Annotated in this window: 25 protein-coding genes; 9 read left to right on the forward strand and 16 right to left on the reverse strand. The window is 33.6% G+C overall.

The genetic code is table 11. The features are described from left to right. Positions 1–6: 6 nt before the first annotated feature. The 10 genes from INR75_RS19715 to INR75_RS19760 all read right to left on the reverse strand — a co-directional run bounded on the left by INR75_RS19715 (position 7) and on the right by INR75_RS19760 (position 9,080). Entirely contained in the window at positions 7–2,442 is a 2,436-nt protein-coding gene (locus tag INR75_RS19715; RefSeq protein ID WP_223090163.1) for a hypothetical protein, read from the reverse strand. A 30-nt stretch (positions 2,443–2,472) separates the two neighbouring features. Then, positions 2,473–2,790, reverse strand: coding sequence for a hypothetical protein (locus INR75_RS19720; protein ID WP_223090164.1), 318 nt, complete (start codon positions 2,788–2,790; stop codon positions 2,473–2,475). Between the two features lie 127 nt (positions 2,791–2,917). After that, a complete protein-coding gene (locus INR75_RS19725) occupies positions 2,918–3,202 on the reverse strand; it encodes a hypothetical protein (RefSeq protein ID WP_223090165.1) in 285 nt (94 codons plus the stop codon). Next, positions 3,181–3,543, reverse strand: coding sequence for a hypothetical protein (locus INR75_RS19730; protein ID WP_223090166.1), 363 nt, complete (start codon positions 3,541–3,543; stop codon positions 3,181–3,183). The genes INR75_RS19725 and INR75_RS19730 overlap by 22 nt, the downstream gene beginning before the upstream one ends. Positions 3,544–3,574: 31 nt before the next feature. Then, complete coding sequence (locus INR75_RS19735) at positions 3,575–4,153, reverse strand: hypothetical protein (RefSeq protein WP_223090167.1); 579 nt, start codon at positions 4,151–4,153, stop codon at positions 3,575–3,577. Between the two features lie 141 nt (positions 4,154–4,294). Beyond that, positions 4,295–5,191 carry a DUF6371 domain-containing protein gene (locus INR75_RS19740; protein WP_223090168.1) on the reverse strand — a complete coding sequence of 299 codons (897 nt, stop codon included), beginning with the start codon at positions 5,189–5,191 and terminating at the stop codon, positions 4,295–4,297. Positions 5,192–5,302: 111 nt separating this feature from the next. Next, on the reverse strand, positions 5,303–6,397 hold the full coding sequence (locus INR75_RS19745) for an AAA family ATPase (protein WP_223090169.1): 1,095 nt from the start codon (positions 6,395–6,397) through the stop codon (positions 5,303–5,305). A 43-nt stretch (positions 6,398–6,440) separates the two neighbouring features. Further along, entirely contained in the window at positions 6,441–6,731 is a 291-nt protein-coding gene (locus INR75_RS19750; RefSeq protein ID WP_223090170.1) for a helix-turn-helix domain-containing protein, read from the reverse strand. A 96-nt stretch (positions 6,732–6,827) separates the two neighbouring features. After that, a complete protein-coding gene (locus INR75_RS19755; protein WP_223090171.1) occupies positions 6,828–7,805 on the reverse strand; it encodes a hypothetical protein in 978 nt (325 codons plus the stop codon). A 3-nt stretch (positions 7,806–7,808) separates the two neighbouring features. Then, the gene (locus INR75_RS19760; RefSeq protein WP_223090172.1) at positions 7,809–9,080 is read right to left on the reverse strand and encodes a tyrosine-type recombinase/integrase; all 1,272 of its coding nucleotides are present in this window, start codon (positions 9,078–9,080) and stop codon (positions 7,809–7,811) included. A 450-nt stretch (positions 9,081–9,530) separates the two neighbouring features. Here INR75_RS19760 and INR75_RS19765 point away from each other — a divergent pair, with 450 nt between their 5' ends. After that, entirely contained in the window at positions 9,531–10,250 is a 720-nt protein-coding gene (locus INR75_RS19765) for a phage integrase SAM-like domain and Arm DNA-binding domain-containing protein (protein WP_223090173.1), read from the forward strand. Positions 10,251–10,277: 27 nt separating this feature from the next. Beyond that, positions 10,278–11,482, forward strand: a protein-coding gene (locus INR75_RS19770; protein WP_086026153.1) for an IS3 family transposase whose coding sequence is annotated in 2 segments (ribosomal slippage) — positions 10,278–10,557 and positions 10,557–11,482 — 1,206 coding nt in all. Because the reading frame shifts where the segments join, the coding sequence is not laid out codon by codon here. A 43-nt stretch (positions 11,483–11,525) separates the two neighbouring features. On the opposite strand, the gene INR75_RS19775 is transcribed toward INR75_RS19770, so the two are convergent. The 6 genes from INR75_RS19775 to INR75_RS19800 form a co-directional block, all read right to left on the reverse strand. Then, positions 11,526–14,180: a carboxypeptidase-like regulatory domain-containing protein gene (locus INR75_RS19775; RefSeq protein ID WP_223090174.1), complete on the reverse strand. Its 2,655-nt coding sequence runs from the start codon at positions 14,178–14,180 to the stop codon at positions 11,526–11,528. After that, the gene (locus INR75_RS19780) at positions 14,180–14,968 is read right to left on the reverse strand and encodes a GLPGLI family protein (RefSeq protein WP_008615760.1); all 789 of its coding nucleotides are present in this window, start codon (positions 14,966–14,968) and stop codon (positions 14,180–14,182) included. The genes INR75_RS19775 and INR75_RS19780 overlap by 1 nt, the downstream gene beginning before the upstream one ends. 87 nt (positions 14,969–15,055) lie before the next feature. After that, a complete protein-coding gene (locus tag INR75_RS19785) occupies positions 15,056–15,235 on the reverse strand; it encodes a hypothetical protein (protein WP_008615748.1) in 180 nt (59 codons plus the stop codon). Between the two features lie 173 nt (positions 15,236–15,408). Then, on the reverse strand, positions 15,409–16,077 hold the full coding sequence (locus INR75_RS19790; protein ID WP_223090175.1) for a response regulator: 669 nt from the start codon (positions 16,075–16,077) through the stop codon (positions 15,409–15,411). Between the two features lie 7 nt (positions 16,078–16,084). Beyond that, positions 16,085–18,025, reverse strand: coding sequence for a tetratricopeptide repeat-containing sensor histidine kinase (locus INR75_RS19795; RefSeq protein ID WP_223090176.1), 1,941 nt, complete (start codon positions 18,023–18,025; stop codon positions 16,085–16,087). Between the two features lie 139 nt (positions 18,026–18,164). After that, on the reverse strand, positions 18,165–18,335 hold the full coding sequence (locus INR75_RS19800) for a hypothetical protein (RefSeq protein ID WP_223090177.1): 171 nt from the start codon (positions 18,333–18,335) through the stop codon (positions 18,165–18,167). 71 nt (positions 18,336–18,406) lie between these two features. On the opposite strand from INR75_RS19800, the gene INR75_RS19805 reads away from it, so the two are divergent. The 7 genes from INR75_RS19805 to INR75_RS19835 all read left to right on the forward strand — a co-directional run bounded on the left by INR75_RS19805 (position 18,407) and on the right by INR75_RS19835 (position 23,531). Next, positions 18,407–19,611, forward strand: a protein-coding gene (locus INR75_RS19805) for an IS3 family transposase (RefSeq protein WP_086026153.1) whose coding sequence is annotated in 2 segments (ribosomal slippage) — positions 18,407–18,686 and positions 18,686–19,611 — 1,206 coding nt in all. Because the reading frame shifts where the segments join, the coding sequence is not laid out codon by codon here. A 24-nt stretch (positions 19,612–19,635) separates the two neighbouring features. Beyond that, complete coding sequence (locus INR75_RS19810; RefSeq protein WP_255584600.1) at positions 19,636–20,403, forward strand: RteC domain-containing protein; 768 nt, start codon at positions 19,636–19,638, stop codon at positions 20,401–20,403. A gap of 254 nt (positions 20,404–20,657) precedes the next feature. Continuing rightward, positions 20,658–20,942: a helix-turn-helix domain-containing protein gene (locus INR75_RS19815; RefSeq protein ID WP_223090179.1), complete on the forward strand. Its 285-nt coding sequence runs from the start codon at positions 20,658–20,660 to the stop codon at positions 20,940–20,942. Positions 20,943–20,945: 3 nt separating this feature from the next. Next, entirely contained in the window at positions 20,946–21,665 is a 720-nt protein-coding gene (locus INR75_RS19820; RefSeq protein WP_223090180.1) for a hypothetical protein, read from the forward strand. Further along, positions 21,649–22,311: an ATPase gene (locus tag INR75_RS19825; protein ID WP_223090181.1), complete on the forward strand. Its 663-nt coding sequence runs from the start codon at positions 21,649–21,651 to the stop codon at positions 22,309–22,311. The genes INR75_RS19820 and INR75_RS19825 overlap by 17 nt, the downstream gene beginning before the upstream one ends. Then, entirely contained in the window at positions 22,283–22,711 is a 429-nt protein-coding gene (locus tag INR75_RS19830) for a hypothetical protein (RefSeq protein ID WP_223090182.1), read from the forward strand. The genes INR75_RS19825 and INR75_RS19830 overlap by 29 nt, the downstream gene beginning before the upstream one ends. Positions 22,712–23,243: 532 nt before the next feature. Next, positions 23,244–23,531 carry a hypothetical protein gene (locus INR75_RS19835; protein WP_223090183.1) on the forward strand — a complete coding sequence of 96 codons (288 nt, stop codon included), beginning with the start codon at positions 23,244–23,246 and terminating at the stop codon, positions 23,529–23,531. Positions 23,532–23,537: the final 6 nt, after the last annotated feature.

Below are 23,537 nucleotides of genomic sequence, written 5' to 3' on the forward strand. Positions count from 1 at the left end.
TGATTATTAGAAAATTGCGCCATTCTGAATGTTCATATAGTTTTTATCTGCTTTCCTGATCTCTTCGATGGATGCGAAGATTTTAAGGTTTGCAATTTGATCACCAATCAATTCAGCTAATAAATTGTAATCGATGTTCATCATGTTCGAAATATTCGTTGTGCTTCCGGTATTACGTGTAACGATACCACCAGCAGCTAAATAATTTTGCATTTTAATTGCACCACCTGCAGGGTATTGGCTGTTTAATTGCTCAACCATGAAAGCAGCATTTCGGTTGATCACTCCAATCAGTTCGCCTTGCTCTGCTTCAAAGGTGGTACCGTCTTCGCCAAAGAATTTTGTTCCTCCAGCACTATGTCGCTTGCCACCTATTTGCATGAAGCCGCCTTTCTCAAACTTTGGTTGCGATCCGCCGTTGAATGCACCCTTTATAGTTGATGCTATCCCTGCTACTTGGGCTACGAAACCAGCAATTAGTGGTATGTTATAAGGAAATGGTGTTGAAGCAGCAGTTTTGGTGATCCCTTTTGAAGTATCTATTGTGGTTTCAGCAATTGCCCCGGCTTGCTTCGATTTTAAAAGGGTGTTATCTATGGCCCATTCCTTCAATGCTAAAACTTGTTTTGCTATAAGAGCAGCTTTAGCAACAGCAGTCTCTTCTCCAAACAATCCAGCTATTTGATCAACCGATTTTCTTTTTTGGTCAATTTTAGCCTGCTGAGTTTTAGCGTAAAGATCAACTTCTTCCTGAAGTTTTTTGGTTTCTTTATCGCGTTCCTGAGCTTCCAGATTACTAATTTCTTCATTCCATTGTTCACGAAGCGTTCTAAGCATATCTTTTTTGATCGTATCTTCTTCGATCATCAATTCAATTTCCTGTTCTAAATCGGAATAATGCTTATCGATCTTTTCTTTGGAATCAAGTTCCTGTTGTTCTTTATCCTGGTTGCGGAATTGTTCTTTTAATTCCCGGATCCTATTTTCCTTATCTTCTTCAGCCTTAAGTTCAACCTCCGTTTTCTGTTTTGCTGCTTCCTCAACTTGTTTAACCTCTTCATTTCTTAAAGAATTTCGGTTCGTGAGTGCTTCGGAAAGTGACCCTGTTACTCGTTCCTCAACGTCCAGAAGTTCATTTCTAGCCTCAATAAGCGCAACCTGAGCTTCTGTATCATCCTTATTGAGAGCAACCATATTTTGATAGCCCTCGACTTTTTGATTAATTAATTCTTTCTCTTTTGCAATCTGCTCATTTTGCAATTCAATTAAGTCTGCATTGGCTTTTTGCCTTTCGGCCATGGTTAGAGTTTCATCGTCTCTTCTTTGTCTTAGCAGTTCCGCTTCTTTCTGATATTTCAAAACGATCGTTTCACGCTGTGCATTGATCTTATCAATCTGCTTTTCAAATTTTGCAAGATCATAGGCATTGCCAATGATATCCTGATTCTGAAGTTCTTTAACAGCTCCGCTTACACTTCCGGCAATATTGGTATAAGCTGACTTGATTTCATTTGCAGCTTCATTGAAAGAAGTGTACAATTCTCTTCCAGCATTCTGCGCATCTTGTTTAACTTCATTTAGAGCGGCTCTATTTTCTTCCAGATCTTTAGTGAGTTCCTTTACTCGTTCATCAGATCCAAATAAGCGCTCATATCCTAATTGAGCGGAAATAATAGCATCTTTGACACCATAAAAAGCTACTTTCAAAGGCGTAAGACCTAAAGTAATTAGTGAAGATACCACACGACCTAAAGCATCAAAACCTCCAGTTGCTTCATAAGCCGCTTTAGCACCATCTACAACAGCAGAAATAATTGGCTGAATAATGGCAGATAGCGTATTCATAACGGTGTTTAGTACAACCATTACTTTTTCATTCTTACTAATCGCATTAGATAGTCTTGCAAAGGCTGCGATAGCTAAGCCAATTCCAGCCGTTTTAAGTGCACTTCCAAAAGCTTTAATACCAACCTTTGCTTTATTAATCGATTCGGTGTAATTACCGACGTTAGACTTCTGTTTGCTGATTGCATCGGTGTTGTCCCTGGTAAGTTTTGTATTCTGATCAATTCGATCATTTAATTGTTTAAGCAGTTTTTGACCTTCTTCGGTATCGACATTAATCTCATCTCGAATTCTTCTTAATGCCTGGTTCTGGTTCTTGGCTTCCTTAATGGTGCTGATTTCTCTATTAAGCTCAGCTTCCAATTTACCGACACCTCCAGACATTGCCTGTACTACTTTGATGCCGTCATTATACTCTTTCCTCAAGCTTTTAAGCTTGGCTTCATTTTCAACGAACGTTTTACTCGAAGTATCGCCAGATGCTTTCAGTTCTTTTTGAGTCTTAACAAGTTCATCAAGTTTCTTTTTGGTATCCTCCACGCTTTTAATGACAGCGCTGGCATCGATATTCAGTTCCGCTATTTTAATTTTTGCCATGATGTTTGATTTTGATTGATGAATGATGATTTATCCCCATGGATCCTGAGGATCATAAAAGTTTGGAAGAACTCTATTGTCGATAAGATGAACTAATTCATCTCCCAATAATTCGCAATCTTCCGCTAAAGGCTTTTGAAATCCCTTAAGAACATCAAGTTCGTAGAATTGCTCCTGTTCCCGGTTTAATCTTTCTCTGATTTCCTTGAGATCTATTAGAAATCCTCTTGAGTAAATATAACTCGCAACAAACCCTAGCTTTTTATCATTGACCTTTTTGACCTGGGTTAAGTATAGCATCATCGCATCCCTGATCTCTGCATTTGATTTTACCTTTTCTTGATCCATTTTATCCAATTTTATAGGCTCGACACGGTTAATTGTCACCCAAAAAGTCACCTATTTTAACCGAACCCAAATAACACAGCTATTTTCAAGTGATATTTAGGAGTACAACCGTATCGAACCCTGTTATTTATTGATTATTTTCCGTATTTTCTTTACCAACACGAACCACGTAAATGACTACTGGCCCCGCAGTTCGAATAGAATATTCTTTCATTAAATTGAGGTAGTCCTCAGTTTTCATTTTACGATCCTCATTCATGCTCAATTCAACTTCAATACTTTTAAAGTATTCTGCTATTTGAATCGGCACTTGAACAAGACCTTCATAAGCTGAAGGAATTGGCGCAGGATCCGGTGGCATTGGAATACCTTCTAATGATTCCAAAAGCTCTATTTCTTTTTCGATGTCCATGATTCTCTGTTTTTGCTATTGATCTGTGATCTTAGTTCTAAAAGTCGCTTAGCGCGATCCTGTGGGTTCATTCTAAGGATTTCTTCAACGCTGGTCACGTCTTCAATCTCAGTTCTGCTTAGTTTTGGAATTAAGAAGTCCGAAAATTTCAGCATAATCTCCAGTGCTTTGGCTGGATCATCCTTTGCAACCTTATTTAACCAGGTCTTCATTTTGGTAAGATTATTCTCAATTAGCAGTTGATATGCTTCTCTGATCTCGTTAGGCGTCTTATTTGGCACGTTCTTTCTAGAGGACTTTCTCCCAGCTGCTGCACCTGTTTTACTATTAAACTTTGTCATCTGTGTAGTTTTTAGTTTCGTTAGAAGTCCGTTACTTTAACGGTCGCATCCATACAAATTTCTCTGTTTGCTTAAGCATCATTCTTGGCTTAGTATCTTTTTTATTCGATGCTGAGCTCTTTAAAAGCCTCCTGCTTGCTTTCGGCTTCTCCGTTTCAACTGATGCAATACGATAATTCACTACACTTATTTTTTTGCCATTGACAACATAGCGACCTAAGCTGATCTTTTTGCCATTGAGTTGCACTCGGTTTCCCTTTCTAAAGGGAGTGGTGCTATTGTTCCCCATGATCTCCAATGTTTTCCCATCTTCAGTGGTAAACCTTCTGGCTACAGTTTTGTGATTAATGGATTCTCCGTCGATTCTTTCTTCTCCTTCTTCCTCAGATTCAATAATCTTAGTGATCACTCCTGATTTAAAAACAATGGTTTCACCTGATGGCATTACTCGCTCTCCTGATTCTCGTTGTTTTCCATCGATAAAAATGCGATCGCCTTCAGCTGGAGTATCGTCTGCTTCTAAATCAGGAAATTCCAGTTCCTCACCATTGGCATCTTGTTGGATTTTCATTGCGAAATCCTTTTTAAATAATCTTCTAGTTCTTTTCATTTTTGATTGATGTTTATAATTAATATTTGATGATTTTAATCTCAGTAATTCTCAGTAATTTTTCACTCTTCTCACCATTCCTCACTTCTCCTGCACAGCAGGCAATTTTCGATTTTGTGCCCACAAAAACACATCTTGCAGTTAGTTTTCCGGTGTAACGAAAAAATCGGCTATATCCAGACCTTTTGGGTAATCCTTACACTTAACTTCCAATAAATTTGAAACTTCGATCTGATAACCAAATTTCTTTAAAGCCTTAGCCTTTTCACTCCAAACATCATAAGCTCCTAAATCAGGATAAAGAATTATTTTCTTTTCTTTTATCGGTTTGAATTTCTCAGGACTTAAGTTTGACAACCCACAAGTTGCCATCCATAAAAATTTGGGATATACTGCCGACATGATACAAGCTGTTTTTGGAGCTTCAACTATTGCAATATTTTTATCTGGAAAATCATTTATCAAATGCAGTCCAAATAGACATTGCTTTAGATTGAATGTTTGTATTTCTCCATTCTTTTGAAGAATGGAATGCATCCAGGTAATATGCTTGAATGGTTTTTTCACTCGCTTGCCATCATTAGCATTATAGAGAATGACTTGCCCTGATCTCACATTCTCGAATTGATCAATTTGCCAGAAGATGGTGGCCCAATTATTCCAATAAAAACAAGTTGAAATAAAATAATCATTTACAACCTTTCGAATTCTTTGAGCATCTAAGATCTTATTCAATGAAATGATAAAGTTATTTTGATCTTCATATTTAGAATTAAAATACTTATCTAAGTGTTCCAATGATATATAGGTAGGCAGTTCTGGTTTTGATTCTTTTCTTCGGTGTAAAAATGTATTTTCAGAAGAATCAGGTGTACAGAAATAACCACATTTTTGCTCTCTATCACACCTACCATACATTTGATCAACATAGGAACCGGTTTCATTATCAATAAACTTCACAAATGTTTTACGGTGGCAAGCTGGACACGTAAATTTCTTACTGCCACGATCTAAAGAGTATTTAAAAAGCTTTTCCATCTCTAATGTCTTGTAATTATTGGTTTTATCTTGGTTATGGCAAGTGCCACGGCATTGTGGCAATTAAGGTATGGCGGTATGGCACCCCCTATATAATAGGGGTGCCGTACCTCACCTGCCATGCCACGCTTTATTCAGCTTATATGGCTTATTTTGTTTATCCTGATATATCATATTCTCTTTTTTGAAATAGGTTATCCAATCCCTACACTTCCTCTCGCCAAATGAAATCCCATGCTTGCTAAAAGAATACCTAATAAGATCATTAAGATCTTTAAATGTTATTTCTGACTGATCTTTAAATACTTCTTTTAAAATAAAGTAGTTAGCTTCAAGTTCGTAATCAAATGGACTTATGGATTTTTTTGTATTGCTATTAGCCTTGCTATAATCTTCAATTATATATGGCACTCCAGTTTGGTCATTTATCGAAAAATGGAAAGGTTCTATTTCCATGCCTCTAGAGTAAGGTGAGCTAACGGTTGAAATTTTAGGGTTGGTGGCTTCTTTTTCAACAGATAATACTGTTTCGCTCTTCTGGACTAATTGACTACCGATATGTCCTTTAGCATTATTATCTCCCTTATTTTGGTGTAAAATTGTGATAATATGGATATTCCTTTCTAAACTCCATTTCATTAACTTATTAGTAACAGCAATAGCCTCTTCCTCATCATTTACCCCCTTAGATAATAAATCTGCCACTCCATCAATTACTACAAAAGAGATATCACTGTTTGAATAAATCACTTTTTCAATCATTTTCAATCTTTCTTCGGGAGCATAAGGCCTGAGCATGTAGTAGTCTAATAATGAAGAAATTTCACCTCCATGGAGCTTATTAATTCTTCTATACTGTAATTGACAATGTCTTTTTGATTGTTCAGTATCAAAAATGACTCCCTTAGAACAATCCTCGCCTGGCTCAAACCCTGTGATGCTATTACATCCAATCAATGCTGCAGAAAACATCGATACGAGCATTGATTTCTTACTTTTAGCTTTACCAATGAAAATACTTATATTCCCTTTTGTACCATAGCCGGTATTATTGATCCAAAGAATTGGACGCTCTTCTACAATTTCATCGTCAGGATTCAGCTTAGCCTTTAAAATAGCATCCCTAAGCGGATCCTTATTCACCTTGGCAAAATCACGATCCAAGCCTTTTACGATTGAGTCTTTTTCAATAGATAGAGTTTCCATAACTTCAGATATACCTTAAATATTCAACTGGTTGCTGATAGACTTACGCTCGTTGATATTTAAGCGACTTAACTTCGGAAAGGGCTCTTTGAAATTCTTCTTCCTCTATAAAGATTCTTCGACCAATAGTTTTAGCCGTGATTTTACCTTCATTGATCCAGTTTCTAACGGTAAGTTCTGCAACTCCACAATGCTCTGAGAGTTCTTTAACTGAATACATTTTAGGTTTACTGAAATGGTTTTTTTGAAGATTTACAATCTTTTGTTCCAAGCGATCAAAAGCGATTAATAATTCTTCTTTTGACATTCCATGTACTTGTGTTACTTTATCCATGACCTTGAGTTTTAAATTCAAGGCTAAATTGCGAAAGAATTATAGTTAATTACTAGAATACGGGGTACGTACCGGGGGTATAGTGTTTATAGGTAACTAATAAAATTCATTTTTATCATACCTTTTTAACCGCTCCCATAGTGAAATATAGCTATCTTTCGGATATGTATCCTGAATCACATTCTTGACATATTCATAATCCTTAAGTGAATATTTTCTGTTATTTTTTACCTGAAAATATGACTTATAAAAGCTCAAGGCAGACCATTTTTCGCCACCCGGTTTTCTATAAATTTCAACAAGATTATGCGCTTCGGCAGATACATTTCTAAAATGAGGTTCAATATCCACATCTTGTAATATTTTGTGATAAAGAATTGCCTGCCTTACGGATTCAAAAACCTTGTAACTCTTTAGAGCGTCATCTTCTAGTTCTTCTTGAACTTTCGGATCAGATTTATTAGGTATCTTGTCTGGAATAGAAGAGTCCAGTTTTTCTATCAAATACTGGTGAATTTTATATAAGTCAACATAGATTATTGAAAGAATATAAAAAAGATCCATTTTACCTATTTCTGCTAACCTATTTTTTATCAATGAAAACATAACACTTGGCTCCATATTCTCATTCTTCAATTTATTTATAAAGGTCTCATTCTCTGGCTCCAATTCCCCACTATTTAAGAACCCTCTTATCGCTTGTAAATATGCTGGAAAACCATAACTCTTAAGTAATTCCTTCAGCTTAGATATCGACTCATTCAAAACCTTAATTTCAGACTTTACAAAATGGTTTTTATCAACTGAAATATCCGAATAGTTAGAAACTATGTCATCAGGTTGAGAACGCTCAAATACCATATCTGGGAAGAAAATTTCGGAATAGTATTCGTAGTTTAGAAAAGAACTCCATAGAGCTATAAATCCTAAACCTTGATTTTTTAATTTTGCATCTGGAGGTAGAAATATTTCAAATAATAACTGCTTATTGATATTTCTATATTCTTCTGCAGGTTCAAAAAACTCAGATAAAGCCTGTTCTAAAGTTTCTCTTGTTTTAATTTTTGAATCCATATCCTACTGAACTTTTTTAAGCGGTTTGAAATCAATGTTGAAGGTACTTGTGATTGCTTCTTTCTTAGCGTCATCATCTACCTGGTAATATTGATTAAGAGTTTTTAAATCACGGTGGCCGGTAATCTTTGAAATCAACTTATCGCTTTTTCCTTCACGCTTTAACATCGTAATAAAAGTACGTCTGGCCGTATGAGTACTTATTCTCTCATAGAACTTCATTGGTGTACGGATCACATCTTTCCCTTTGGTCACATTCTTTTCTACGTCATGAGTATATCCAGCAGCTTCAAAAACATCTTTGATATATTCATTTTGCTTTTGATTTGAAATTACCGGTAAACTAAAATCATACTTCCTCAGTAAGTACATAGCTAAATCACCTAAAGGAACTGTACGAGACTCTTTTTCCGCTCCTTTTTCCTCTTTTAGGTGTAAGTATCCATCGATAACATTAGCCTTATTTATAAGGCTTAATTCTCCAAATCTTAAGCCGGTAACACAAGCAAATACGAAAACATCACGAACACGTACTAAATGCTTTTGATTCGCCTTGAAATCATGCTGCATAATATTTTGCAGATCTTCCTTTTTTAATGCGATTTGCTGAGTAACCACTCGCTCTTTCTTTTTAAACTTTTTAAAATCTTCGTTATAAGTATACCCATTCTCTCGATCAAATGCCCAATGCATAAAAGTTTTAAATAAACCTAAGTTCCGGGAATAAGTATTATTTACATGCCCTTTAATCTCCATACAATAATGCGTGAAGTCCGCATGAAACTTTGAGTTTATAGAACTGAAAGAAAGCTTATAACCAGTATCGGCTTGAAAAGACACTAATAAGTTTCGAATATTCTGATATCTTTTCTCTGTAGATTTCTTCCATTCCTGATTTTTTATCTTTTGATCTACAAATTCGTCAAACGCATCAAAAAAAATATTCTTACCAGTCGGGGCCTTTTTAAATTCTTCATCAAAAGCTTTTTTTAGAAGCTGCGAAGTAAAATCTTCCTGCATTTCAATACAGCGAGATCTTGTATTCTTAAAGCAATTTTCATAACGTCCGAGCTGAGTTTTTATAGCCCCTCGATTTATTGCTTTCTTCTTACCTCGCATGATTGGTAGTTTGTTTTTCTGGTCCCATAGTTCGGGAGCAATTTTCTCACCCGTTGAATAAACAAACTTTTTCCCCTCTTCCTTAAAATAACAAGAAAAGTAGATTAAAGATTCGCCGGAAGTTTTAGCTTCCTTAAGATAAAAAGTTGAAGTCATACTAAGATATTTACCAGGTGACAATTTAGGTGACAATATAGGTGACAAAAACACTATATATAATTATCAAAAGTAAATTATAATAAGTACAAAAACAAGCTATATATAAAGGTTTTACATACAAAAAGATGTTTTCAAATAATAACTAAATATAAAAGATTCAATAGCCTCCGACTCCACTTTTTGAGCATCAAACTCAAACAAAAACCCTGTAAATGTATGATTTACAGGGTTTTTTATTTTATTCAATATTATTTAATATTATTTAATATTAAATAATTGCACTCTAATCGAGACCAATACGGTGACCTATTGATTGATCTAAAAAGGGGTCTCGCTAAGCCTTCAAAATGCTGTTTTCCAAATTCTTAGACTACGTTAAAGTTTTCATTTTTACCTCAATTTTAGGTACTTTGGGTAACCAATCGAGACCTAAAAACTTAATATCTTATGAGAACCGATTTTCATACCCATTTTCACGTCCTCGCAAAAAAGAAAAATAAACGCGGGCTAGCTCCGATTTATTTGAGACTTACCGTCGACAGAAAGAGAAAAGAATATAGTATATCGCGTAGGATTAAGCCTGAATTCTGGAATATCAAGCTCCAAAAAGTAATGGGTAATAATCCAAATGAGAAAGAAATCAATACTCATATTAATAATATAAGGCATAAGCTTAATAAAATTCATCAAATACTCTCTGACAACGACGAATCAATTACTGCTTCAAGGATGGTTCAAGAGCTCAAAGGAGAAAATAAAAGCCCCCTAAAAATGACCTTAGAAGCATTTAAGGAACATAACACACAGATGGATCATCTTTCTGGCAAAAGTATTTCTAAAAGCACCGCAAAGCGATATTGGACCTGTTATAATCATATTAAACAATTCATTAATGAAGAATACAGAAAAGATGATTATCCTATGAATGAAATTAATCATCATTTCATATCTAAATTTGAATATTTTTTAAAAACTAAGAGAGAATGCAATCATAATTCTGCATTAAAATACGTCAACAACTTTAAAAAAATCGTGAGAATCGCTTTAGCCAATCAATGGATGGACAGGGATCCATTTTACAATTATAAAGTTCAATTTGAAACGGTAGAGCGTGAATTCCTAAATGAAGAGGAAATTCAAAAGCTTATTGTGGAATTACTACATTAGACCGGACACTAAGTTGAGAGAATATTTTTGCTAGTTATTACCTTAGCAATTATGAGAAGAAAATCTAAACATTACACCTTAGAATTTAAACAAAAAGCAGTCGAGTTAAGTTATGCTAAAGGCAATGTAAAACAAGTATGTGAAGACTTGGATATATTTCCATCTGTACTTTACCGTTGGCGTAGAGAGTTAAAAGATTACGGTAACAACAGTTTCCCTGGCCGTGGTAATCCTAAAATGACCGATGAAGAAAAAGAGATAGCCCGATTAAAAAAGGCATTAAAAGAAGCCGAGTTAGAACGAGACATCTTAAAAAAGGCCATCAGCATCTTCTCCGCGAGCGACAAGAAAAATACAGGTTTATAAAACAACACCTTATGAGATTTCCTGTCGAGACGATGTGTAAAATATTGAAAGTAAGCAAAAGTGGCTATTACCATTGGTTACAATCGGGACCAAGTAAATTATGGTTAGAAAATCAAAAGGTAACTGGGCTTATTAAATCTATATTTAAAGATAGCTTTCAAAGCTATGGTTCACCTAGAATAAAAACAGAACTAGAGACATTAGGCTATAAAATATCAAAGCCTAGAGTTGCACGTATTATGAGTGCTAATTATTTGTTTGCAAAACGAAAACGTAAGTTTAAAGCAACCACATATAGTCAACATAATTACCCCATAGCTCCTAATTTATTAAACCAAAACTTTGAAGTAAGCCGACAGGATCAAGTTTGGGTAAGCGATATAACCTATATCAAAACCAAACAGGGCTGGTTATACCTTACTGTCATTATTGATTTGTTTAACCGCAAAGTTGTTGGATGGGCTCTAAGCGATAATCTAAGTACAGAAGACACTATTATTAAGGCTTGGCATATGGCTATAAAGAAAACTACTTTAACCCAGTCTTTAATTTTTCATTCCGACCGAGGTATACAATATGCCAGCCATAAGTTTACCTCATTAATTAAAAGTTACAATGGCTTAGTAAACCAATCTATGAGCAGAAAAGGTAATTGCTGGGATAATGCCATTGCTGAATCGTTCTTTAAATCATTAAAGGTAGAATGGGTTTATAGGCACAATTATAAGTTGAGATCTGAAGCGGAGTTATCCATCTTTGGATGGATAGAAACTTGGTATAATAATAGAAGAAGACATTCCTTTTTAGGAAATAGAACTATAAGAGAATTTGAATTAGACATGTATAACCTTAAACTAGCAGCGTAGTCATTCAACTATTTGTCCAGTTTTTTGTTGCAAGTCCAAGCTATTAAAACTTATATTTCACACTCAAAAATAGATAACGAGGAAGTAACCTGATACTTGATTCATACGTGGTGAATTCGTCAATTACTACTGTGCTAAAATTCATTTCATTTCCCAAATTATTGAAAAATAATTTATACGAGAAATTAGAATCTGGCTGGAATTTTAAAGTACTGTTTAAAAAATAATAGGAATTATTTGGCATCTTATAATAATCATTCTCGATGTTCAAATTCCATTTTTCAGACAGTTTATAATTCAAAGCTAAAGAGTAATTGCTCCATTGAGTTTTTGATATTACATTGTTATAATCTGATTCGCTTAAATTTAAGTTGAATCGAAATCTAAAATTTAAGGGAATTTTAAAATAGGTTGTACCGGAAATCAAATAATTCGACGAATAGGTTTTTAAGTCATTAAAATCCTGTGAATTGGCCTGAATAGGTTGTATCCCCCAGTTTTGAGATGTTCTTAGATTTGTAGATAGGTTTAAATCATCAAAGAAAGAGGTAAAATCTAAATTAGCAGATATACGGTTAGAACCTTCAATAACTTGATAAGAGAAGAACCTAAGATTCTCTCCTATTTGATTTGTAGTCGAATAATTACCCTTAAAATCGTCGTATTTTATTCTAAAGGTAAGTGCTTGGGACTCTAACTCGTTAGCCCATTTATAATAGAATTTGTATACATCTTTTTCCACTAAATATATAGTATTAGTACCACGCACCAAAGAATTATAAGTATTTAATTGATAATTCTGAAACAATAAGTGAGAATCTGGAACAGCGTAAGTATTTTCATAACCAAAAACAAAACGTCCTATTTTTAATTTTCGGAGATCTAAGTCTATTTGTGGATTAAAAATCCATTTCTCCTTTTCGTTAGAATCAGTGGTAAGGTCTAATCTTTCCATTGAAATCCCTAGTGTAAGTTTCGCTTTTTCTGAAAATTTATAACCGATACTTTCTTTTAAATTAAACGTTCTACGTTTATAATTTAAATCATTTTTTAGGCTATCTACTTCAAAATTTTCCGAGGGTGAACTTAACTTAGTTTGCCTATCTTCCTCAAAGATCTCATACCCTAAGGATAATCGATTAGTGAAATTTCCAAATTCTGAAAATAGATTGTTGTTAATTCCAAAAACATTTAGTTCATCTTTATTATTTTGATAAATTTTTGCCTTTTTGGTAAAATCAAAAAAATTGTTTAAGCCAAGAGAATTAATTGTTGCATCTTGGGAGAGTTGGGTTTGACCAACGTAGGTATAATTATGTAAAACTGTATTTTTCCCTAATGCATAGCTGTAGTTTAAGTGATTGTATAATGCGTATTCTTTCTTATTTAAATCTTGATTTACGCTATTATTATTGAAAATAAGTTGATTATCAAATTTTTCAGGTTGATTTTTATAAGAGAATAAATTTCTAAGGTACGAGCGCTCTCCTCCTGTATATTTTATTTCCAATTCTCCTGAACCAATACTATTTTTATGGTCAGTATCACTATCTTCAATATATTCCACAGGATTTTCTTCTACATTAAAAATAGATCGTGAATAAAAAAGTTGTCTTTGATTATCTTGAGCGAATGAGCCGGTAGCACGTATTTCAATATCCTTTTCAATTTTTGTTACTAATCCTATCGAATTCAAGAAAGCTTTATTAAAAATACTTTGATCGTCTTTTAATATTTGGCTTTCGTTCTTGTTGATCGAAAATACAGATTCTATTTCTGGTTCTATCTCTACTTCACGATATGCCGAAGTTAAATTTAGGGAAGATGGAGTGCCTTTTAATTGATCTACTGCCTTGTTTCCTAAATTATTGTAATCCCCCAGATAAAAGAATTTTATTTTTTTTCTCAACAAACCAATATTGGCAGTACCTCTAATCCTTTCTTCTAAACCAGCTCCCAAAGAAGCGTTTCCAAACCAGACGTTTTTAAATTCGTCCTTTAGTTCTAGGTTTAATGCTACATCATCAGAATCCAATACTCTTGCCAAAACAGGATTATCCTGAAAATTATCTATAATTTGTACTGCATCTAAGGTTTTCGCATCCAAATTCTTAGAAAGGACCTGATAATCATTAGCAAACATATCATCTCCATCGATCATAAGTTTCTTTATAAATTTACCGTGAGCTTTAATAGTTCCATCTTCGAGTACTTCTATCCCAGGTAGTTTTTTAAGAACATCTTCAACATTTTCTTCAGATTGATCTATAAATGGAGCGGTTTTTAATGTGGTAACATTACCATTTGTTGAGATTTTTTCATCCGGCTTTAGAACTACCTCATTTAAGTGTTCTATTTTATCCTGTAGAATAAAAGAAAGAGTATATCGCTTTTTACCAGTATTAAGAGCTACTTTTTGAATATGTTCTTCGAATCCGAGCAAATTAACAGCTATGTCATAGCTATCAGAAATTAAATTTGTTGGAGAGATATTGAATTTAAATTCCCCTGTATTATCCGTATATAAATAATCTATGATTTCATTCTCAGAATTTGAAAGTACTATACTGGCATTTTCCAAAGGTTTATTACTCGAATCAGTAACTTTACCTTCAATAATAACTTGTGAGTTTACACTCCATAAAAGAAATAAAAAAAAAATAAAAAACAGAAGAAGTGTTCGGTACCCTTTTGCCATTATTCAAAAGACTCTATATAAATATCACTAAAAACTGGTTTTTTAGGCTTCTCAGATTCTTTTCGTTCAGCTCTTAAAACCATTCTATTATAGGCTCTTTCTATACTGTTACGCAGCATATTTTCAAAATCTTCAATGGTTTGCCATCCCTCGTCTTCTCCTTTTGGTCTTTGTACTTGAGAAATATGAGCTTCGTTTTCCGTGGGATATTCTAAGCTTTTAAAATAAATTAACATTTCGTCTCGTTCATCACTAGCTTCTAGTATTAATCCTGGCAATCCTTGTAATTTCCAGGGGCCATACGGTAAAGGAACCTCTAAAGTATACCAAGCAGTATAAGTACGCCCTCTAAATTCGCCTATGGCTTTATGCGCCTTGAAATCACCTATTTTCTTGGTCTCAGATTTTAACTTCCAATTTATAACCGGTTTTTTTTCTGCTATATAGATATTACCACCAAAACGTTGGCTCCACCATAAACTATCTTTTTTTCGGTTAAAGAAAACCTGTTCTCCATATCTAAATGTTTTATTACCGTTATAAGCCACCACTTGCTCCCCTTCTCCTCGATATATTGATTTATTTTGAGAAGTTGCTTCTTCCAGAGAATCTTTTGCAGTTACGTAATAAGATTTTTCCTTATTAAATACCAAATAAGCGTTTAAATCGGGACCGGCAGCACTTTTCATTCCTGGACTTTTTATTTGCCCATAATAAACAATACCTTTTTGACTTTGCATTTGTTGGGAAATGCAAAACAAAAAAATTGATAACATAAAATATTTCATAAATAAGATTCTTTATTTAAAAAAAGTGTACAATCTGAAAAATTTCAAATTGTACACCATTTAACTATAAGTTTTTATCACTTATAGTTAGTCACACATATCCCAGGCCTCTTGAATGGAATCTGCCTCCCCTGCATATACTCCATCACAATAGACAGGGAAAGAAGCAGCCTCTTGACGAACTTCTTTTTTGACTTCTGTTGGAGTAGATGCATACATTGATGAGAAAAATACACCCATTATTCCTAAAAATACTAACTTCTTCATTTTAATAAAATTTTCATTAACTCTACTCTCTTTATAGGATTTTCGAGATTCTCCCCTACACGCGTGCTAGTTATTTATACAAAACTATAAGAAGGTAGAAATAGTACCCTGATTTAAACCACATTTAGTATGTGGTAAAACCACGTTTAATAAAAATGAAAAAGCTGTTTGATTTATATATATCCACTTTCCCTCGCTTTCTCCAACAAAGCTTTATTTCCCTCGCCACTAACACCAAATATCTCTTTTAGCTTGCGTTTTCTATCTTCAACTGCTCTTAAGGAAAGGTGAACAAACTTGGTTAGATCTTTCGTTTTTGTACCCAAAGAGAGTTGATAAAGCATAATTCTATCCACTTCATCTATTAAAGAGTTATTATGTTTCACTTCAGAATGAAGCATTTTTGAAATTTTTGATCCGTAATAAGGTGGATTGGCTATAACTTTTGATAAACATCTATTGAGTTCTTCCGAAGTAGTTTCTCCTTTTAATAAGAATCCATCAGGATTAGTATTTAAAAGTATATTATGAAGACGGAAGGGATCGCCTAGAACGGTTAAGATTATAATTTTAATTTCAGGAAGCTGTTTCTTTATCTTAATCCCTAAATCTTCCCCTGAAAGTATTTTATTATTATCGCTTATAGGAAAATTAATATCTAAAAAAATAATATCAACTCTCTTCTCATTTACAATCTCCCAAGCTTTATCACAGTTATCTGAAGTTTCTACATTTAAAGTAAAGTCACTAGATTTTATTTTTGACAATACATTTTTATAACCCTCCAAAATCATATGATGGTCATCAACCAGTAAAATATTTATCACTTTTTTCTCCTGCATAACTGCTCTACTTTTTAAGTTTTACACATAATGATATCGTTGTTCCCTCTGTACCTGAAGTAATAGATAAGTTTCCTCTTATATTTCGACTACGGTTTTTTATATTTTTTAGACCTATTCCAAAATTTCTTTTTTCAGTATCAAATCCCTCTCCATCATCTTTAATTTCAATTTTTAAATCCTCATGTAACTTTTCTATTAAAACTGTAGCTTTACTAGCATTGGAATGCTTGAGAATATTCGTTGTAGCTTCCTGTATAATACGGTAGATATTTATTTTTACATTATTTTCTATGGAATCCCACTTAATGGAATTAGGCATATCTAATTGAACTTCAATTTTGTCCGATTGTCTACTCAAAAATTCTTGTAACAAAACATTAAAATCAATATCAACTTGTGAACTTTTATTAAGTTCATGAGAAATCAACCTAATTTCTTCCGCAATATCCTGAATCCCTTTTATATACTCAGCTCGCTTTTTCTTACTATCATCATCATCTTCTTCATTCATTACATCTAAACTTATTCTTAGTCCAAACAAACTACCTAAAACTCCATCATGTAACTCCCGAGATATACGCAGTTTTTCTTTATCTCGTTCTTCCTGAATTAACTTTTGTTGTGCTAAAACTAAATTATATATTTCCTGACCAGCCTGATGCTTTTGTTGGATTAGTTTATTTTTTGACCTTTGCCCTCTTATTATGTATAATAATACAAAAATAAGGAAAACCGTCAGAGATATTATTGAAATTCTTACGACTTGGTCATTAAGCCTTTCAGTCTCCGAAATATATTCATCCGTCTCGAAACGTATCCTAGCAAACTTATTCCTTACAGTTCTTTCCCTTTTTTGCAGGCTGTCGCTAATTTCTATATAACGTCTAGAATATTTAAGTGCACTATCTTTGACCGCTAAAGAAAGAAATTTTAAAGAAGAAAGTAAATCTCTCGTATTTTTGGTTCTTGAAGCAATCGCTTTTGCCTTGATCGCATAATCTATAGCTCTTATAGTATCTTTCTTCTCCAGAAAATAATCAGCTAAATGTAATTGATTTATACTAACGCCTGACTCTAAATTTAATTCTTTTCTTATTCTCAAAGCTTCATTAAATTGCTCATATATGCCCATAGTATCCTTTAGATGAAGTTTAGCATTTGCTTTATTATCTATAAGCATAGCGAACAATTTTGGATCAGACTCTTGGATACTATCATTATAATTCAAAGCTTTATCAAAATATTCAACAGCTTCATTGAAATTATTATGATTGTGATAAACAAGCCCCATATTATTCCAAATTGAAGGTAAATACTGATAATCTCCAGCCTTTCTTATATAATCTAATCCATTTTGGTAATAATAAACTGCTTTTTCATAATCTTCGAGTTCATTATAAATGATACCTAGATTATTATTGGCTTTATATAATAATCTAAATTCATTTAATGGCTTTAAAAGCGAAATAGCATTCATTGTGGTAACCTCACTACCCGTATAATCTCTAATATTTTTTTGCATGATCGCCATGTTCAATAACAAGCGGCCTGCAGTTAAATCATTATTTAAATTTTTGTATATTTTTTGAGCTTTATCGTAATAAAAATAAGCACTATCTTCTCTATTATATCTATGATAATAATGAGCCAGATCCCAGTATGTAGCCGCAACGCCACTAGAATCCTCGATAGAAATAGCTAAATCCCTTGCCTCTTTATTAGATTGTAAGAACATCGCAGAATCCTTTGCCTTCAAGAAACGATAGGAAATATCTAGTAGTTTTTTGTTTCGTATAGAATCATTTTCTTCTTTTAGGGCTAACTTGTAAGCGACTATTAAGTCAGGCTTTTCCTGCGCATCAGAAATAGATTTTCCACTTTCAACAATTGTATTTTTATTTGCAACCTCATTTTGATTTTCATCAATTTTGGAGGTACATGACAAAAAACAGACTATTAAAACATAGAAAATTGATACGCAGCATGATTTCACAAACAATCCTTTAGAGATGAATAAAATTTAAATTTTTGAAAATAATAAAAGGCCCTGTAGATTACAAGACCTTTTATTATTTTTAAAATTATTATTCTGGTTTCTCTCCGTTTCTTTCTTCAACTTCATCGTCTTGATCTCCTGTATCTGCAGTAATAATATCTTGCTGAAGTGATGTATTATTTGGTAATTCTTCCGGTTCACAAGAATAAGCTAATAAAGTTATAAATGTTAAGCTTAATAAGTTTTTGAATGTCTTCATGGTTTAAAGGTTATGATTAAACAATAATGGAATTACTACATTAGACCGGACACTAAGTTGAGAGAATATTTTTGCTAGTTATTACCTTAGCAATTATGAGAAGAAAATCTAAACATTACACCTTAGAATTTAAACAAAAAGCAGTCGAGTTAAGTTATGCTAAAGGCAATGTAAAACAAGTATGTGAAGACTTGGATATATTTCCATCTGTACTTTACCGTTGGCGTAGAGAGTTAAAAGATTACGGTAACAACAGTTTCCCTGGCCGTGGTAATCCTAAAATGACCGATGAAGAAAAAGAGATAGCCCGATTAAAAAAGGCATTAAAAGAAGCCGAGTTAGAACGAGACATCTTAAAAAAGGCCATCAGCATCTTCTCCGCGAGCGACAAGAAAAATACAGGTTTATAAAACAACACCTTATGAGATTTCCTGTCGAGACGATGTGTAAAATATTGAAAGTAAGCAAAAGTGGCTATTACCATTGGTTACAATCGGGACCAAGTAAATTATGGTTAGAAAATCAAAAGGTAACTGGGCTTATTAAATCTATATTTAAAGATAGCTTTCAAAGCTATGGTTCACCTAGAATAAAAACAGAACTAGAGACATTAGGCTATAAAATATCAAAGCCTAGAGTTGCACGTATTATGAGTGCTAATTATTTGTTTGCAAAACGAAAACGTAAGTTTAAAGCAACCACATATAGTCAACATAATTACCCCATAGCTCCTAATTTATTAAACCAAAACTTTGAAGTAAGCCGACAGGATCAAGTTTGGGTAAGCGATATAACCTATATCAAAACCAAACAGGGCTGGTTATACCTTACTGTCATTATTGATTTGTTTAACCGCAAAGTTGTTGGATGGGCTCTAAGCGATAATCTAAGTACAGAAGACACTATTATTAAGGCTTGGCATATGGCTATAAAGAAAACTACTTTAACCCAGTCTTTAATTTTTCATTCCGACCGAGGTATACAATATGCCAGCCATAAGTTTACCTCATTAATTAAAAGTTACAATGGCTTAGTAAACCAATCTATGAGCAGAAAAGGTAATTGCTGGGATAATGCCATTGCTGAATCGTTCTTTAAATCATTAAAGGTAGAATGGGTTTATAGGCACAATTATAAGTTGAGATCTGAAGCGGAGTTATCCATCTTTGGATGGATAGAAACTTGGTATAATAATAGAAGAAGACATTCCTTTTTAGGAAATAGAACTATAAGAGAATTTGAATTAGACATGTATAACCTTAAACTAGCAGCGTAGTCATTCAACTATTTGTCCAGTTTTTTGTTGCAAGTCCATATTTCTCAGGAAGCTTTAGAAGTAATACTAAATGTATTAGACGATATAAAGAAAAAAACAGTTCATCACAAATTTGAAAATCAATATGATGAAATTCTATTTTTTAAATACACAAAACCCAAATTTGTATCTAAGTTAATCTATTACAATCAGATTTATAAAATTGAAACCCGTAAACCTTATGGTGGTGAGCGTGTTTTAAGGAAATATTTACTTAAGGAACTGAACAAATTAAAGCGCTTCTTTGACGATCAATTAGAATTTTATAAATATTATCGAACTGGAAGCACCTATTTAGACCATAAGTATTTTGTAAGAAATAAACATGACATCAAGCTTAATCTAAGTACTAGGTATTTTGAAACCGACCATCGTTTCTCTACTTCTCACGACTATATCGTAGCCAAAATATTAGCTAATGATTTGATAGAAGTGTTTCTAGAGGATCAATTACACGGACTGGAAAGAGATGAGATTAAAACAGTCAAAATTCCTAAATCTAAAATGAACTGGACTGGCAGTAAAACAGCTCTTATAGAATTAGTCTATGCCCTATATGCCTCTGGATATATTAACAATAATAATGCTGATATAAAACTAATAGCCTTAACATTTGAAAAAATGTTTAATATCGACTTAGGCGATTACTATCGTAACTTCTTAGCTATAAGAATTCGTAAAAAAGGAAGGACTCAGTTTTTACAAGAGCTTCAAGAGGACCTTATTCGCTATATGGATTCTCAAGACGAATAATTCTAAAATTCATCAACTTGGTAATTTTCAATATTCAATAATTGGTTTGGTTCTACTGCTTTTGTCAACAATATTTAAAATATTTTTCTATCATTTTTTATTCCTAAATAGGTTAAATTTAAACAACCAACTTGGTAGCAACTTGTATACTACTTGAGGAATCTTCTTGCAATTTGCATAACAAAAGTCAAATCAGTACAGAAATCACCAAAACATTTCAATGAGGTGATGACGTACTCTAAAAAATTTAAGTTATGCCAACAAGTATTATTACCACAGACGATCTTCGAGAATTCAAAATGGAATTACTCGATGATATCAAAAACCTTCTAGCCAAACAATCTTCCGGAAAAATCAAAAAGTATCTTAAATCTTCTGAGGTTATGGACTTACTTCAAATAAGTCCGGGAACACTTCAAAATTTACGGATTAATGGTACCCTTCCCTACACTAAGGTAGGGGGCATTATATATTATGATGCGGAAGAGATCCAAAACGTGATGGAAGAACATCGTGTACAGCACGATTTAAGTTCTTAAGAGATGAACTACATTAAGCTATTGAATTCGGCTTTTGAAGCGTTCTACTTTGATGACCGTTTAAATCCTACTCACATCAGTCTCTATATGGCACTGTTCCAGGAATGGAACAGTAGCCGTTTTGCAGAGGAGTTTTTTGTGAACCGCAGGGATTTGATGCGTGCGGCCAAGATTGGCTCAAAATCTACTTATCATCGTTGCGTAACAGACCTTGACTCGTGGAATTACCTCACCTACTTTCCATCGAACAATCCCTACAAAGGCAGCAAGATTAAGATGTCCATTATCGGGACAAGTAATGAACCGCTTACGGGACACTACGATCCCAAATTAGAACAACTTGCAGAACAGTACCATCCCATACGTGAACCGGTAGTGAACCAGCACCGTCCCACCAGTGGACAAGCATTGGTATCTACTATAAACAATAACAAACAAGCAAACAATAATAAACAGCCAAAAGGCAGGCAGACGGTTTTAGATTTTTTTATTGAAAAAAAATTTACTGCTGATGAAGGAAAAAAATTCTTCGATCATTACGAAAACAACGATTGGAAAACGAGCGATGGAAAACCGATACGTGATTGGCAGGCACTAGCCAAAAATTGGATGGATCGAACTGAATTGTTTGGCATAGAAAACAAGCCAAACAAAAAAGAAGCGTCCCAAAATCGGGACAACTTACGAACCACTAAAACCAAAGACTATGGACAACCCCTCTAAAATAACCGAAGGTGGCGTTGAATATTCGCTAGGTGAATTTGACGGTAAAAACGTAACATACGATTTTCCAAAAATCTTGATTTATCTGGATGCAAAGGGGAAACTACTATTTGGAAAAAGATTCAGGATTTATGAAGAGGATAAAAAGATACTTTTGAAATTATGCTCTTATTTTATCAAAGACCGTGAGTATTGCGACAAATTTAATATCGATTTAGAAAAAGGGATTCTCCTTTCCGGCCCAGTAGGCTGTGGCAAAACCAGTTTAATGAAGCTGCTTTGTCATTTAGTTCCTCTTCAACGACCTTATGAAATGATCCCTTGCCGAAATGTAAGCTTCAGCTTTAATCATTTAGGTTTTAAAACAATTGAAGAATATGGCAATACTAAATTCTTCTGCTTTGACGATCTGGGCGTAGAACCCACCGGTAGGTTTTATGGAAAAAATCTAAACGTTATGGGCGAAGTGCTTTTATCTCGTTATGATTTGTTTTTGCTAACCAAACATAAAATAAAGACTCACGCTACTACCAACCTAAATGCTGAAGAATTGGAAGAACGCTACGGCAACCGTGTCCGTAGTCGAATGCGAGAACTTTTTAATTTGATTGCTTTTGATGAAAGAGCTGGAGATAAGAGGAAGTAATTTATTATTTTTAATCACTTATAAACTTATTCCTATGCGAAATGCAATTCATAATAATCAAATACTTAAGATTGATATTGAACCCAACTCCGGAAATATGTACGGTAGAAAAAATGGTAAGAACATATTTATATTAGAGTTTTTTAAATTCACTGACAGAATGAAACTGACCAATTTAAAAGTTTTTCAAGAAAATAAAGGCTTCGGTTCTTTTGCCTTAAAAGAGTTTGAAAAATGGGTTAAAGAGCTCAATTTCTCAGAAATATATGGTGAATTAGTTGAAGGGACAGATTGCGATAACCCCGATAAGCTTAAATATTTTTACTCCAAAAATGGGTATACCATTATCAATAATACCAGAACTAATGGTTCCTATGCTGAAATTTCAAAAAAAATATAATAAAACTCTAATGTTTTTAGAATGAAAATTCCACTTATATATCTGTATAGTAGCCTACTTAACCTAATGAATAAGAGAAAGCTGAAACAATATATCTCTCTAGATTGTAAACTAATTTAAATAGTCAAATAAATTTCTAGTATTTCCAGTTTCTTTAAGCCTTAAAATTTCTAAACCAATATTCAACGCAATATCCTGTTCCTCAATACAATTTATTCTGATGGCACTAGAATTTTCCAGCATCAATCAAAATTCTTTTTTGAGCTGTTATTTCCTGCCCAAAAATGATACTCATATTCAGAAGCAAAATCACAAAACTGACGTTTTTAAGCACTTTTTTCATTTCAACTTTTCGAGTTATTAACAGCGTCCCACCAAAATCTCATAGAATTTGATACTAAATAACAACATCGAAACCCAAATGAAACCAAATAATATTTTATCAACAAATAACTGATTTAAAGATATTTAAATAAGTAAATTGTTACTTTTCTCATAACGAAAACGAATCACAAATTTAAACCGTTCCGTTATGAAAAAATCAATTTACCTGACAAGCTTTCTTTCGCTGCTATCCACTTCTCTTTTCGCACAAATTGGAGGTATTGAAGATTCTGTTGATGATGTATCCAATACCATTAGAACCATTTTCCCCATCATCCTAGGGGTTATTTTCTTGATCGGCTTTCTTTTTAATGCCGGCCATTTCTTTGGAGAGAATGCCGACCTCAAAAAAGGGATTACCCGGGTGCTCGTCTTTGTCCTTATTGCCGGTGCCGTAGTGGGAATTTTCACCTATCTCATTGGAATCGTAGTCTAAACCGTT

It is taken from the genome of Zunongwangia sp. SCSIO 43204 (assembly GCF_019904275.1).
Taxonomy (GTDB): Bacteria; Bacteroidota; Bacteroidia; order Flavobacteriales; family Flavobacteriaceae; genus Zunongwangia; species Zunongwangia mangrovi.

Coding starts and splice junctions, on each gene's coding strand:
- INR75_RS19825 (WP_223090181.1), top strand. CDS start 21,649: ATGGACAACCCCTCTAAAATAACCGAAGGTGGCGTTGAATATTCGCTA.
- INR75_RS19800 (WP_223090177.1), bottom strand. CDS start 18,335: ATGAAGACATTCAAAAACTTATTAAGCTTAACATTTATAACTTTATTA.
- INR75_RS19785 (WP_008615748.1), bottom strand. CDS start 15,235: ATGAAGAAGTTAGTATTTTTAGGAATAATGGGTGTATTTTTCTCATCA.
- INR75_RS19750 (WP_223090170.1), bottom strand. CDS start 6,731: ATGGATAAAGTAACACAAGTACATGGAATGTCAAAAGAAGAATTATTA.
- INR75_RS19745 (WP_223090169.1), bottom strand. CDS start 6,397: ATGGAAACTCTATCTATTGAAAAAGACTCAATCGTAAAAGGCTTGGAT.
- INR75_RS19715 (WP_223090163.1), bottom strand. CDS start 2,442: ATGGCAAAAATTAAAATAGCGGAACTGAATATCGATGCCAGCGCTGTC.
- INR75_RS19735 (WP_223090167.1), bottom strand. CDS start 4,153: ATGAAAAGAACTAGAAGATTATTTAAAAAGGATTTCGCAATGAAAATC.
- INR75_RS19755 (WP_223090171.1), bottom strand. CDS start 7,805: ATGGATTCAAAAATTAAAACAAGAGAAACTTTAGAACAGGCTTTATCT.
- INR75_RS19725 (WP_223090165.1), bottom strand. CDS start 3,202: ATGGACATCGAAAAAGAAATAGAGCTTTTGGAATCATTAGAAGGTATT.
- INR75_RS19835 (WP_223090183.1), top strand. CDS start 23,244: ATGAAAAAATCAATTTACCTGACAAGCTTTCTTTCGCTGCTATCCACT.
- INR75_RS19775 (WP_223090174.1), bottom strand. CDS start 14,180: ATGGCAAAAGGGTACCGAACACTTCTTCTGTTTTTTATTTTTTTTTTA.
- INR75_RS19740 (WP_223090168.1), bottom strand. CDS start 5,191: ATGGAAAAGCTTTTTAAATACTCTTTAGATCGTGGCAGTAAGAAATTT.
- INR75_RS19815 (WP_223090179.1), top strand. CDS start 20,658: ATGCCAACAAGTATTATTACCACAGACGATCTTCGAGAATTCAAAATG.
- INR75_RS19780 (WP_008615760.1), bottom strand. CDS start 14,968: ATGAAATATTTTATGTTATCAATTTTTTTGTTTTGCATTTCCCAACAA.
- INR75_RS19830 (WP_223090182.1), top strand. CDS start 22,283: ATGAAAGAGCTGGAGATAAGAGGAAGTAATTTATTATTTTTAATCACT.
- INR75_RS19760 (WP_223090172.1), bottom strand. CDS start 9,080: ATGACTTCAACTTTTTATCTTAAGGAAGCTAAAACTTCCGGCGAATCT.
- INR75_RS19765 (WP_223090173.1), top strand. CDS start 9,531: ATGAGAACCGATTTTCATACCCATTTTCACGTCCTCGCAAAAAAGAAA.
- INR75_RS19730 (WP_223090166.1), bottom strand. CDS start 3,543: ATGACAAAGTTTAATAGTAAAACAGGTGCAGCAGCTGGGAGAAAGTCC.
- INR75_RS19720 (WP_223090164.1), bottom strand. CDS start 2,790: ATGGATCAAGAAAAGGTAAAATCAAATGCAGAGATCAGGGATGCGATG.
- INR75_RS19790 (WP_223090175.1), bottom strand. CDS start 16,077: ATGCAGGAGAAAAAAGTGATAAATATTTTACTGGTTGATGACCATCAT.
- INR75_RS19820 (WP_223090180.1), top strand. CDS start 20,946: ATGAACTACATTAAGCTATTGAATTCGGCTTTTGAAGCGTTCTACTTT.